The sequence below is a fragment of the Halomonas rhizosphaerae genome (assembly GCF_030012485.1).
In the GTDB taxonomy this organism is placed as follows: domain Bacteria; phylum Pseudomonadota; class Gammaproteobacteria; order Pseudomonadales; family Halomonadaceae; genus Halomonas; species Halomonas rhizosphaerae.
This window is the reverse complement of the sequence record NZ_JASCQQ010000013.1, coordinates 129522-141419: the sequence shown is the minus strand read 5'-3', so window position 1 is coordinate 141419 and position 11898 is coordinate 129522. Positions and strand designations below refer to the sequence as shown.

At 68.2% G+C, this 11898-nt stretch carries 11 protein-coding genes; 8 read left to right on the top strand and 3 right to left on the bottom strand.

The annotated features are described in order from the left end of the window. Nucleotides 1-56 precede the first annotated feature (56 nt). Nucleotides 57-1877 carry a sulfoacetaldehyde acetyltransferase gene (gene xsc, locus QLQ86_RS08165; protein ID WP_282816526.1) on the bottom strand — a complete coding sequence of 607 codons (1821 nt, stop codon included), beginning with the start codon at nt 1875-1877 and terminating at the stop codon, nt 57-59. Between the two features lie 222 nt (nt 1878-2099). On the opposite strand from xsc, the gene QLQ86_RS08160 reads away from it, so the two are divergent. Both QLQ86_RS08160 and QLQ86_RS08155 read left to right on the top strand, forming a co-directional pair. After that, a complete protein-coding gene (locus QLQ86_RS08160) occupies nt 2100-2900 on the top strand; it encodes an IclR family transcriptional regulator (protein WP_282816525.1) in 801 nt (266 codons plus the stop codon). A 185-nt stretch (nt 2901-3085) separates the two neighbouring features. Continuing rightward, nucleotides 3086-4222 carry an aminotransferase class V-fold PLP-dependent enzyme gene (locus QLQ86_RS08155; RefSeq protein ID WP_282816524.1) on the top strand — a complete coding sequence of 379 codons (1137 nt, stop codon included), beginning with the start codon at nt 3086-3088 and terminating at the stop codon, nt 4220-4222. Between the two features lie 111 nt (nt 4223-4333). Here QLQ86_RS08155 and QLQ86_RS08150 read toward each other — a convergent pair whose 3' ends face one another. Then, nucleotides 4334-5017, bottom strand: a complete 684-nt coding sequence (locus tag QLQ86_RS08150; protein ID WP_282735622.1) for a CBS domain-containing protein — start codon at nt 5015-5017, stop codon at nt 4334-4336. A 111-nt stretch (nt 5018-5128) separates the two neighbouring features. After that, complete coding sequence (locus QLQ86_RS08145; protein WP_282816523.1) at nt 5129-5863, bottom strand: DeoR/GlpR family DNA-binding transcription regulator; 735 nt, start codon at nt 5861-5863, stop codon at nt 5129-5131. Between the two features lie 127 nt (nt 5864-5990). Between QLQ86_RS08145 and QLQ86_RS08140 the strand changes: the two genes are divergently transcribed. The 6 genes from QLQ86_RS08140 (at nt 5991) to cdd (ending at nt 11887) form a co-directional block, all read left to right on the top strand. Further along, nucleotides 5991-7259 (top strand): NupC/NupG family nucleoside CNT transporter, encoded by a 1269-nt coding sequence (locus QLQ86_RS08140; protein WP_282816522.1) that lies wholly within the window; start codon nt 5991-5993, stop codon nt 7257-7259. 96 nt (nt 7260-7355) lie between these two features. Then, nucleotides 7356-8132 carry a deoxyribose-phosphate aldolase gene (deoC, locus tag QLQ86_RS08135; RefSeq protein ID WP_282816521.1) on the top strand — a complete coding sequence of 259 codons (777 nt, stop codon included), beginning with the start codon at nt 7356-7358 and terminating at the stop codon, nt 8130-8132. After that, a complete protein-coding gene (deoA, locus tag QLQ86_RS08130) occupies nt 8132-9472 on the top strand; it encodes a thymidine phosphorylase (protein WP_282816520.1) in 1341 nt (446 codons plus the stop codon). The genes deoC and deoA overlap by 1 nt, the downstream gene beginning before the upstream one ends. Beyond that, the gene (locus QLQ86_RS08125) at nt 9469-10734 is read left to right on the top strand and encodes a phosphopentomutase (protein WP_282816519.1); all 1266 of its coding nucleotides are present in this window, start codon (nt 9469-9471) and stop codon (nt 10732-10734) included. The genes deoA and QLQ86_RS08125 overlap by 4 nt, the downstream gene beginning before the upstream one ends. Next, nucleotides 10734-11468 carry a purine-nucleoside phosphorylase gene (gene deoD, locus QLQ86_RS08120; RefSeq protein ID WP_282816518.1) on the top strand — a complete coding sequence of 245 codons (735 nt, stop codon included), beginning with the start codon at nt 10734-10736 and terminating at the stop codon, nt 11466-11468. The genes QLQ86_RS08125 and deoD overlap by 1 nt, the downstream gene beginning before the upstream one ends. Further along, the gene (gene cdd, locus QLQ86_RS08115) at nt 11465-11887 is read left to right on the top strand and encodes a cytidine deaminase (protein WP_282816517.1); all 423 of its coding nucleotides are present in this window, start codon (nt 11465-11467) and stop codon (nt 11885-11887) included. The genes deoD and cdd overlap by 4 nt, the downstream gene beginning before the upstream one ends. Nucleotides 11888-11898 lie beyond the last annotated feature (11 nt).

Here is an 11898-nt window from a genome sequence, read left to right as displayed (position 1 = left end):
CGTCAGACAAAAAAGCCCCCGGCAGCGCCGGGGGAACCACGTTGCAGCACCTTCGATCAGACGTAGTCCTGGTACTTCTCGAGCAGGCGCACCGGCTTCTTCAACGCGTCGCGGCGGAAGGGGTCGCCCAGCTCACGGGTGCACATGATCTCGATGATGCAGGTCTTGCCCTCGTTCATCTGCATGTCCACCGCCTTCTTCAGCGCCGGGCCCACGTCCTCGAGGCGATCCACGGTGATGCCCTCGGCGCCCATCGCCCTGCCGATCTCGGCGAAGCTCTGGTTGTCCAGCTCGCCGGCCACGAAGCGGCGGTTGTAGAACTCGACCTGGTTCTTCTTCTCGGCGCCCCACTGGCGGTTGTGGAACACCACCGCGGTCACCGGGATGTCGTGACGCACCGCGGTCATGGTCTCCATCAGGCTCATGCCCCAGGCGCCGTCGCCGGCGTAGGCGATCCCCGGACGCTCCGGCGCGGCCACCTTGGCCCCGATCATGGTGGGAAAGGCGTAGCCGCAGTTGCCGAAGCTCATCGGCGCGAAGAAGCTGCGCGGCTTCTCGAAGCGCAGGTAGCTGTGCGCTACGGCGTTGATATTGCCGATGTCGGTGGAGACCATCGCGTCCTCGGGCATGGCCTTCTCGAGCTCGCGCAACACCTGGCGCGGGTGCAGGTACTCGCCGCCGGAGAACGGCGTCTCGCCCTGGGCCTCATCGATGGCGTCGAGGCTGAAGGGGTCCTTCTCGTGGGTCCACTCGTCCAGTTCGCGCTCCCAGGCGGCCTTCTCGCTGGCGATCAGCTCGGCGCGCTTGGCCTGGGTAGCGTCGCAGGCCAGGTCGCGGCCCGCCAGGCGCTCGGTGATCGCCTCGGCGGCTTCCTTGGCATCGCCGCAGATGCCCACGGCGATCTTCTTCACCAGGCCGAGCATCTTGTGGTCGGCGTCGATCTGGATGATCTTGGCGTCCTTCGGCCAGTAGTCCAGGCCGTGCTGCGGCAGGGTGCCGAACGGCCCCAGGCGGGTGCCCAGCGCCACCACCACGTCAGCCTGGGCGATCAGCTTCATGCCAGCCTTGGAGCCCTGGTAGCCCAGCGGGCCGCACCACAGCGGGTGACTGGCCGGGAAGGAGTCGTTGTGCTGGTAGCTGTTGACCACCGGCGCGCCCAGCCGCTCGGCCAGCGCCTGGCAGGCCTCCACGCCGTCGGCCATGACCACACCGCCGCCGGAGACGATCACCGGGAACTCGGCCTTGGCCAGCAGCTCGGCCGCCTCACTGAGGGTGCGGGTGCCACCCGGCCCGCGGTCGAGGCGCGCCGGCTCGGGGATCTCGCATTCAATCTCGCCGTAGAAGTAGTCCCGCGGGATGTTCAGCTGGGTCGGCCCCATCTCGGACATCGCCCGGTCGAAGCAGCGAGCGGTGTACTCGGCCATCCGCGCGGGGTGGGTCACGTGCCCCTGGTACTTGGTGAACTCCTGGAACATCGGCAGCTGCTTGCACTCCTGGAAGCCGCCCAGGCCGATGCCGGTGGTGCCCGCTTCGGGGGTGACGATGACCACCGGGCTGTGCGCCCAGTAGGCCGCAGCGATGCCGGTCACGGCGTTGGAAATGCCCGGGCCGTTCTGGCCGATCACCGTGCCGTGGCGGCCGGAGACGCGAGCATAGCCGTCGGCCATGTGCGCCGCGCCCTGCTCGTGGACCACCGGGATCAGGCGGATGCCGGCCGGCGCGAAGATGTCCATGGCGTCCATGAAGGCCGAACCCATGATGCCGAACATGTCGGTCACCCCGTTGGCGACCAGGGTCTCCACGAAGGCCTCCGAGGGCGTCATCGTCTGCTTGCCTTTCACGACCTGGCGAGTGTCTGTGCTGTCTTGGGTGCTCATGGGGACCTCCACGGGAGCGCTGAGTGACGAATCTGGCATAAGCGTGCCATCTCTTTGTTTTTTGATACCCATGGTTCCGATATCTGGAACCTGATCAAAACGTAGCGCTCCGCCGGCGGGTCGTCAACAAAATTCCATAAAACGGTACAAATTGATTTCTTTTCAGGAACAAATTACCTTGAGTTCAAAGGGAGAGCCGATATGACGACCAATCGATCCGAGATGAGCCGCCTTGAGGGCGATACGCCGGCACAGCGCCTGCTGGCCCTGCTGGAGGTGATTGCGGGTAAGGACCAGTTCTTCACGTTGCAAGGCATGGTCGACGAGACCGGCCTGCCGAAGCCGACCTTGCACCGCATGCTCCAGCAGCTCGAATCGTCGGCCATGCTGCAACGTGAGGCCGACGGGCGGCATTACAGCAAGGGCAGCCGGCTGAGACGGCTTGCCGAGACTCTATTGCTCAACGACACGATCCAGGGGGCTCGCCATGCCGTGCTGACCCAGCTGGTCGAGGAGGTCGGCGAAAGCTGCAACATCACAGCACTCTCTGGCGGCGAGGTGCTATATCTCGATCGCGTGGAGACCTCCGCGCCCCTGCGATTCTATTTACACCCCGGTTCTCGAGTGCCGGTACATTGCTCGGCCAGCGGCAAACTGTTCCTGGCCCAGATGGCGCCCGCCCAGCGAAGGCGCTTGCTGGACCAGATGCCGCTCTCTCGGTTCACCCACAACACCCTCACCGCCCCGGAGGCTCTGGAAGCCGAGATCGAGATCGTGCGTCGCCAGGGTTTCGCCTTCGATGACGAAGAATTCCTCCCGGGCCTGCTGTGCATCGCCGTGCTGGCCCCCAACCCGGATGGACCCTCGAATACCGGCCTAGCCATTCAAGCGCCGGTAATGCGGATGAACCGCGACAAGGCGCTGGCCTGCTTGCCGGCTCTCCAGAAAGCTGCCGAGGCTATCGCCAATATTCACTGGGAAGCCCTGCCGGACAACGAGGAGCTTGCCTATGCGGAGCGTTGAGGGACCAACACATGGCTTGTTACGCGTATGAGGAGCAAGGAAGCCCGCCGCCATGACGGTCGTTACGTGTCAAGGTACGCGGTCTTTCTCGAGGGGCGTATTAATGCTGCTTCTGGCCTGAGGAGGAGATTACGCATATCCTCTGAGCCATACGTGATGGCATGAACCACAACAGGGAGACCGCAATGGCCGGCTTGCTACCCGATGTCGACCCGGATGGACTGCTCGAATACTCGGTGGTCTACACCGATCGCGCACTGAACCACATGTCGAAGAGCTTCCAGGGCGTGATGCACGAAGTCTCCTCTACGCTGAAGGAGGTGTACCACGCCCACTCGACGGTGATCGTTCCCGGGAGCGGGACCTTCGGCATGGAGGCCGTGGCACGCCAGTTCGCCAAGGGTCGCAGCTGCCTGGTGATCCGCAACGGCTGGTTCAGCTATCGCTGGAGCCAGATCCTCGAGATGGGCCAGATCCCCTCCGAGGTCAACGTGCTCAAGGCGCGTCGCCTCGACGAGGATGACCCCACCTCGCCCTTCGCCCCGCCTCCCATCGAGGACGTGATCGAGTCGATCCATGACCAGCAACCCGATATCGTCTTCGCCCCCCACGTGGAGACCGCCTCGGGCATGCTGCTGCCGGACGACTACCTGCGCCAGATCGCCGATGCCATCCACGAGCAGGGCGGGCTCTTCGTGCTCGACTGCATCGCCTCCGGCACCCTCTGGGTCGACATGGAGGACATCGGCGTCGACGTGCTGGTCAGTGCCCCGCAGAAGGGCTGGAGCGCCAGCCCGTGCTGCGGCATGGTCATGCTCTCCCGCCAGGCCCGGGAGATCATCGAGGAGACCACCAGCACCAGCTTCGCCTGCGACCTGAAGAAGTGGCTGTCGATCATGGAAACCTACGAGGCCGGCGGCCACGCCTATCACGCCACCCTGCCCACCGACGGCCTGCGCCAGCTGCGCGACGTGATGCGCGAGACCCGGCAGTACGGCTTCGACAAGGTGCGTGACGAGCAGTGGGAGGTCGGGCGCCGAGTGCGCGGGATGCTCGCCGAGCACGGCTTTCGCAGCGTGGCTGCCCCCGGCTTCGAGGCGCCCGGCGTGGTGGTCTGCTACACCGAGGACGAGGGCATCGTCGGCAAGTTCCTGGCGGCCGGTGTCCAGGTGGCCGCGGGGGTTCCGCTGATGTGTGACGAGGGCGACGACTATCGCGCCTTCCGCATCGGACTGTTCGGCCTCGACAAGCTCCACCATCCGGAGCGCACCCTCGAGAGCCTGGAAACGGCCCTGGCCAAGGTGCAGGGCGCCCACGACTGAGTCGCCGCGGCGCCAACATCGGGGAGGGCTTCGCGCCCATGACTGACCATCAAAGACAGCGGGGCGGCCATCTGGCCGCCCCGCTGTCGCATGGGCCGAGGCGTCGTCGACTCAGTAGCCGCCCATGCCCCGGGGCATGAAGCCCAGGTTGTTCTCCACCTCCGTCACGCCGGCGATGTTCTCCGCCGCGACCTGCACGGCCTGGCGCTGCTCCTTGCTGTCCACCAGCCCCCAGAGCTGCACCTTGCCATCGGCCACGATGACGTTGAGCCGGTCGACCATGACCCCGGTGTTCTCGTCCACCTCCTTGAGGATGGCGTCACGGATCGCGCGGTCATCACCGCCCGCGGCTGGCTGGCGGCTCACCGAGAAGCCGCGCAGCAGGTTGGAACGGCTGACGATGCCCACCAGCCGGCCATCGCGCACCACCGGCACACGCTTGATCCGGCGCTTCTCGAGCAGCGAGGCGATACGGTGCAGCGGCTCGTCCTCGGTGATGGTGAGCGGGTGAGGGGTCATGATCTCGCTGGCCTTGCGGCCGTGGCTCTTGACGTAGTCCACGGCATTGCCGCCGCCGCTGAAGAGCTTGAGCCACCAGGACTTGTGCTGGTCGGTGTCGTTCTCGACCCGGCGCATCAGGTCTCCCTCGCTGACGATGCCGAGCACCTTATCGTCGGCATCGACCACCGGCACGGCACTGATGCCGTGTTCCAGCAGCAGGCTGGCGATCTCGCTGACTTCACTGTCAGGGGTGACGGTGATCACGTTAGGGGTCATGACATCTGCGGCTTGCATGGGATGCGGTCTCCAGACGATAAGCGGGCGTTATTGTGTGTCTCGTGCTTTACAAGTTAGCAACCCTTTCCCCGTCCTGCCTTGATTCCGGACAGGTTTCGGCGGCGCGCGTCATGCCGGCCCCCCGTATGCTGCGACCTGGCCGTCGGTGATGACCTCGTCGACCTCCTCGAGCCCTGCGAAGCGCGCCGGGCGAATCACCCCCAGCTTGCTCTGGTCCACCACCAGCAGGCGATGCGCCGCCGTGGCGATCGCCGCCTGCTTGGGAACCACCTCGTGGAAGTGGAAACAGCTCAGGCCCTTCTGCCGGTGCACGCCCGCCGCGGAAAGGAAGGCCTTGTTGATGCCAAGCCGCCGGATGGCGTCGCCCATCTTCTCGCTGGCGAAGGAGCGAGAGGAGCCATGGTAGACCCCGCCCAGCAGGATGAGGCGCACGCCGGGCAGCGCGCTCACCGCATTGGCCATGTTCAGGGCATAGGTCACCACGGTCAGTGACTGGTCGGCCGGCAGGCCGGCGGCCAGCGGCATCAGCGTCGTGCCGCAGTCGATGAACAGGGTATCCCCGGGCTCGATGCGGCGGGCCGCCCGCTCGCAGAGCCGGCGCTTGGCCTCGGCATGACGGTCCTGCTGGGCCGCCAGGTCGTAGACCGGCGCATAGCGCGGGTCGTCACTGTGCACCAGATGGCCGCCCATCAGCCGCAGCCCGCTCTCCCCGGCAGCCAGGTCACGGCGGATGGTCATCTCCGAGACACCGCACAGTTCCGCGGCATCATGCAGACGCAGGCTCCCCCCGCGGGCCAGGGCATCACTCAGTCGGGCGAGACGCCGGGCAGTGCGTTCGTTCATGTCCTGCGGCTCCCCTGGCGGCCCGATGATGGAAAGATGTTAGAAAAATAACACTGGATGTTATAAATTTCACCTTACACGCATCCGGATGCCTGCCACCCAGGCCGACCAGCCAGATAGGTGCCCCATGACCCTCTTCATGAGCCTGGTGGGAATGGTGACCCTCGTGGTCATCGCCCTCGTCTTCTCCTACGATCGCCGCGCCATCCGCATGAGGACGGTTGTCGGTGCCTTCACCATCCAGGCCGGCATCGGCGCCTTCGTGCTCTACGTGCCCTTCGGCCAGACCGTGCTCAAGACCATCTCCGACGCCGTCAGCCAGGTGGTCCTGTACGCCAACGACGGCATCGGCTTCGTCTTCGGCAGCCTTGCCGAGGTGGACAGCGTCGGCTTCGTCTTCGCCATCAAGGTGCTGCCGGTGATCATCTTCTTCTCCTCGCTGATCGCCGTGCTCTACTATCTGGGTATCATGCAGTGGGTGATCCGCCTGCTCGGTGGCGCCCTGCAGAAGGCGCTGGGCACCTCGCGCACCGAGTCGCTCTCCGCCACCGCCAACATCTTCGTCGGCCAGACCGAGGCGCCGCTGGTGGTGCGCCCCTTCATCGCCCGCATGACCCCCTCGCAGCTGTTCGCGGTGATGTGCGGGGGCCTGGCCTCGGTGGCGGGCTCGGTGCTGGCCGGCTACGCCGCCATGGGCGTGCCCATGGAGTACCTGGTCGCCGCCTCCTTCATGGCCGCCCCGGGCGGGCTGCTGTTCGCCAAGCTGATCATGCCCGAGACTCGCGAGCCCGAGGACAGCGTGTCGAAGATCGAGGAAGAACGGGAGGAGGATGCGGACAAGCCCAGCAACGTCATCGACGCCGCCGCCGCCGGGGCCTCCTCGGGGCTGATGCTGGCGGCCAACATCGGCGCCATGCTGCTGGCCTTCATCGGCCTGATCGCGCTGATCAACGGCATGCTCGGTGGCATCGGCGGCTGGTTCGGCCTCGAGCAGCTGAGCCTGGAGTGGCTGCTCGGCTGGCTCTTCGCCCCGCTGGCCTTCCTGCTAGGCGTGCCCTGGGAGGAGGCGACCCTGGCCGGCTCCTTCATCGGCCAGAAGGTCGTGGTCAACGAGTTCGTGGCCTTCATCAACCTTGGCCCCTACCTGAGCGGCGAGGAGATGGTGGCCGCCACCGGCCAGGCGATGACGCCCCACACCATGGCGATCCTGTCGTTTGCCCTGTGCGGCTTCGCCAACCTCTCCTCCATCGCCATCCTGCTCGGGGGGCTGGGCAGCATCGCACCGAGCCGCCGCCACGAGATCGCCCGCTTCGGCCTCAAGGCGGTGCTGGCCGGCACCCTCTCCAACCTGATGTCAGCCTCCATCGCCGGCTTCTTTCTCGCCCTGGGTGGTTGAGAATGATGGCTGAGAAGGGTGTCTGAGGGCACAGACGACAGACACACGCCGCGGCCGGCGCCGCGGCTCCGACATCCCCGTTCACAGGACGCTTCCATGACCGAACTGCAGCAGGCCGCGCGCCAGGCCCTGGCGCTGATGGACCTCACCAGCCTCAACGACGACGACAGCGACGCCACCATCGAGGCGCTCTGCCAGCAGGCGAAGACGCCTGCCGGCACGCCGGCGGCGGTCTGCGTCTTCCCAGCCTTCGTGGTCACCGCACGGCGTGCGCTGAAGGCCCATGGCCTCGAGGGCATCGTCAAGGTAGTAACAGTCACTAACTTCCCCCACGGCGGCGACGACATCATGGCCGCCGCCCGCGAGACCCGCGCGGCCGCGGCCTCCGGCGCCGATGAAGTCGACGTGGTCTTTCCCTGGCGTGCCCTGATGGCCGGCGACGAGGAGACCGGCCGCGAGCTGGTCGAGGCCTGCAAGCAGGCCGCCGGCGATGCGCTGCTCAAGGTGATCCTCGAGACCGGTGAGTTGAAGGACCCTGCCCTGATCCGCCGCGCCGGCGAGCTGGCCCTGGAGGGCGGCGCCGATTTCCTCAAGACCTCCACCGGCAAGGTGACGGTCAATGCCACCCTGGAAGCGGCCGAGATCCTGCTGCGTGCGATCCGCGACAGCGGCCGCGACGTGGGCTTCAAGGCCGCCGGCGGCGTGCGCACCGTCGAGGACGCCCTGGCCTACCTGCAACTCGCCGAACGCCTGATGGGCGTGGCGTGGATCACCCCGGCCCATTTCCGCTTCGGCGCCTCGGCACTGCTCGGCAACCTGCTGCAGACCCTAAGGGCCGACGGAGACGGCAACGCGACGTCCGGGGGCTACTGATGGGCGCCCTGGATCTTCCCCAGGAGCTGATCCGCGCCAAGCGTGACGGCCGTGTGCTCGGCCGCGAGGCGATCCAGCAGCTGGTCGCCGGCATCCAAGACGGCAGCCTCTCGGAGGCCCAGGTGGGGGCCCTGGCCATGGCAATCTTCCTGCGGGGCATGGACGACGAGGAGACGGTGGCGCTCACCGAGGCGATCCGCGACTCCGGCGAGGTGCTCGACTGGTCCGGCCTCGACCTGCCGGGACCGGTGCTCGACAAGCACTCCACCGGCGGCGTGGGCGATCTCGTCTCGCTGGTGCTCGGGCCCTGGGTCGCCGCCTGCGGCGCGCACGTGCCGATGGTCTCCGGTCGCGGCCTCGGCCACACCGGCGGCACCCTGGACAAGCTCGAGGCGATCCCCGGCTACTCGGTCACCCCGGACACCGCCACCTTCCGCCGCTTGGTCAAGGAGGTGGGCGTGGCGATCATCGGCCAGACCGCCGACCTCGCCCCGGCCGACCGGCGCCTCTATGCGGTGCGCGACGTCACCGCCACCGTGGAGTCGCTGCCGCTGATCGTCAGCTCGATCCTCGGCAAGAAGCTGGCCTGTGGCCTGGATGCCCTGGTGATGGACGTCAAGACCGGCAGCGGGGCCTTTATGCCCACCGCGGAAGCCTCCAGAGAGTTGGCGCAAACCATCGCCGAGGTGGCCAGCCAGGCCGGCACGCCGACCACCGCCCTGGTCACCGACATGAGCCAGCCACTGGCCCCCTGCGCCGGCAACGCCATCGAGGTGCGCGAGGCGCTGCGCCTGCTCGGCGGCGAGAAGCGCCACGGCCGCCTGCTGGCGGTGACCCGCGACCTGGCCGCCGAACTGCTGCTGGCCGGCCGGCTGGCCGACTCCCGGGACACGGCCATGGCGCGACTCGACGAGGCGCTGGCCTCGGGTGCGGCCGCCGAGCGCTTCGCGCGCATGGTGGCAGGCCTCGGCGGGCCCGGAGATCTGCTCGAACGCCCCGGCCACTACCTACCCGAGGCGCCGGTGACACGCGCGGTGCGTGCCGCATCCCCGGGCCGGGTCCAGGCCATGGACACCCGCGCCCTGGGCCTGGCCGTGGTGGCCCTCGGCGGCGGCCGTCGCGCCCCCGGCGAGGCCATCGACCCCGCGGTCGGGCTGTCGCGCATCGCCGCCCTGGGCGAGGTGGTGGACGCCGAACGCCCGCTGGCGCTGGTCCACGCCGCCTGCGCCGCGGACGCCGACCGGGCCGCCCGGCAGGTACGCGAGGCCATCAAGGTAGGCGACGGCCCAGCCACGCCCCCACCCCTCGTCCAAGACGTCATCCGTCGGGAGGCCCCATGACCCGCGCCATCGTGCTCGTGCTCGACTCCTTCGGCATCGGGGCGGCACCGGACGCCGCGCGCTTCAATGATGCCGGCGCCGACACCCTGGGCCATATCGCCGCCGCCTGCACCCGCGGGCAATGCGACGCCCGCGGCCGAAGGGGGCCGCTTGCGCTCCCCAACCTGGCGCGGCTGGGGCTCTTCCATGCCCACCATGCCAGCACCGGCGCCTGGGCCGAGGGCGTTGCGGTGCCCGAGTCGGCCATCGGCGCCTGGGGCCACGCCCGGGAGCTCTCCTCCGGCAAGGACACCCCTTCGGGCCACTGGGAGATCGCCGGCGTCCCGGTGCGCTCACACTGGGGCTACTTCCTCGAGGAAGAGAACAGCTTTCCCGCCGAGCTGCTGGAGGCGCTGGTCCGCGAGGCCGGGCTGCCCGGGGTGCTCGGCGACTGCCACGCCTCCGGCACCGAGATCATCGCCCGGCTCGGCGAGGCGCATATGGCAAGCGGCAAGCCCATCGTCTACACCTCGGCGGACTCGGTGTTCCAGATCGCCGCCCACGAGGAGGCCTTCGGCCTGGAGCGGCTCTACGCGCTCTGCGAGGTCGCCCGCCGCCTGCTCGAGCCGTACAACATCGGCCGGGTGATCGCCCGTCCCTTCACCGGCGCGGACGCGGCAAGCTTCGCCCGCACCGCCAACCGCCGCGACTACAGCGTCGAGCCGCCCGCCCCCACGGTGCTCCAGAAGCTGCATGACGACGGCGGCACGGTGGTGGCCATCGGCAAGATCGCCGACATCTACGCCCACTGCGGCATCACGCGCACGGTGAAGGCCAGCGGCCACGATGCCCTGATGGATGCGACCCTCGAGGCTCTGGACGACACGGTCGACCGCTCGCTGGTGATGACCAACTTCGTCGACTTCGACATGGTCCACGGTCACCGACGCGACGTGGCCGGCTACGCCGCGGCGCTGGAGGCCTTCGACGCCCGCCTGCCCGAGCTGCTGGGCAGGCTCGATAACGATGACCTTCTGGTCCTCACCGCCGACCATGGCTGCGACCCCACCTGGGCGGGCACCGACCATACCCGCGAGCACATCCCGGTGCTGGCGCTGGGTGCGGGCCTCGCCCCGGGCTCGCTGGGTGCCCGCGAGACCTTCGCCGACATCGGCCAGAGCCTGGCCACGCACCTGGGCCTCACCCCCATGGACGACGGCACCAGCTTCCTTCCGTCCGCCTCGTCTTCCACCACGCTATCCAACCCTACGAGAGGCCACTGATGGCAACGCCCCATATCAACGCCGAGCGCGGCGACTTCGCCGATACCGTTCTGATGCCAGGCGACCCGCTGCGTGCCCGCTACGTCGCCGAGACCTTTCTCGACGAGGTCCGCCAGGTCAACACGGTGCGCAGCATGGCCGGCTATACCGGGCGCTACAAGGGCCGCGAGATCTCGGTGATGGGCCACGGCATGGGCATCCCCTCGGTCTCCATCTACGCCAAGGAGCTGATCACCGAGTACGACGTCGGCACGCTGATCCGCGTCGGCTCCTGCGGGGCAGTCCGCGACGACGTGGCGGTGCGCGACGTGGTGATCGGCCTGGGCGCCTGCACCGACTCCGGGGTCAACCGCACGCGATTCGGCGGCATGGACTTCGCCGCCACCGCCGACTTCGCCCTGACGCGCGCCCTGGCCGAGACCGCCCATGACCTCGGCGTGGCGACGAAGATCGGCAACCTCTTCTCGGCGGATCTCTTCTACGACCCGCGCCCCGAGACCGCCGAGCTGCTCAGGCGCTACGGCATCGTCGGCGTGGAGATGGAGGCCGCCGGCCTCTACGGCGTCGCCGCCGAATTCGGCGCGCGCGCGGCCACCGTCTGCACCGTCTCGGACCATATCCTCAGGGGCGACTCCCTGGACAGCAGCGCGCGAGAGCGCAGCTTCGACGACATGATGCGGATCGCGCTGGAGAGCGTGCTGCGCGATGATGCCGCAAGGGGAGCCACGCCATGAACGACTCCAACGACCCCGCCATCGTCACCGCGCTGCTGGCGGTGCGCGACCGCGCCTATGCGCCCTACTCCCACCATCCGGTGGGCGCCCTGGTGGTCAGCGAGAGTGGCACCCGCTATGCCGGCGCCAACGTGGAGGTGGCCCACTACAAGGGGATCTGCGCCGAGGCCTCGGCGATCGCCGCCATGGCCAGCGCCGGCGAACGCCAGCTGCGCGAGGTCTGGGTGATCGGACCCGGCCGGCACCTCTGCACGCCCTGCGGCGACTGCCGCCAGCGCATCCGCGAGTTTGCCACCCCCGAGACCCGCATTCGGGTGGTGGACGCCGAAGGCCGGCTGCTCAAGGAGTACGACATGGAGGCACTGCTGCCGGACTCCTTCGGGCCCGAGAACCTGAGTCCCGAGGCCCTGCACGACTAGTGGCAGGCGCT

Excerpts from the sequence above, each read along its gene's own strand:
- xsc (WP_282816526.1), bottom strand. The coding sequence starts at position 1,877 with ATGAGCACCCAAGACAGCACAGACACTCGCCAGGTCGTGAAAGGCAAG.
- QLQ86_RS08160 (WP_282816525.1), top strand. The coding sequence starts at position 2,100 with ATGAGCCGCCTTGAGGGCGATACGCCGGCACAGCGCCTGCTGGCCCTG.
- QLQ86_RS08155 (WP_282816524.1), top strand. The coding sequence starts at position 3,086 with ATGGCCGGCTTGCTACCCGATGTCGACCCGGATGGACTGCTCGAATAC.
- QLQ86_RS08150 (WP_282735622.1), bottom strand. The coding sequence starts at position 5,017 with ATGCAAGCCGCAGATGTCATGACCCCTAACGTGATCACCGTCACCCCT.
- QLQ86_RS08145 (WP_282816523.1), bottom strand. The coding sequence starts at position 5,863 with ATGAACGAACGCACTGCCCGGCGTCTCGCCCGACTGAGTGATGCCCTG.
- QLQ86_RS08140 (WP_282816522.1), top strand. The coding sequence starts at position 5,991 with ATGACCCTCTTCATGAGCCTGGTGGGAATGGTGACCCTCGTGGTCATC.
- deoC (WP_282816521.1), top strand. The coding sequence starts at position 7,356 with ATGACCGAACTGCAGCAGGCCGCGCGCCAGGCCCTGGCGCTGATGGAC.
- deoA (WP_282816520.1), top strand. The coding sequence starts at position 8,132 with ATGGGCGCCCTGGATCTTCCCCAGGAGCTGATCCGCGCCAAGCGTGAC.
- QLQ86_RS08125 (WP_282816519.1), top strand. The coding sequence starts at position 9,469 with ATGACCCGCGCCATCGTGCTCGTGCTCGACTCCTTCGGCATCGGGGCG.
- deoD (WP_282816518.1), top strand. The coding sequence starts at position 10,734 with ATGGCAACGCCCCATATCAACGCCGAGCGCGGCGACTTCGCCGATACC.
- cdd (WP_282816517.1), top strand. The coding sequence starts at position 11,465 with ATGAACGACTCCAACGACCCCGCCATCGTCACCGCGCTGCTGGCGGTG.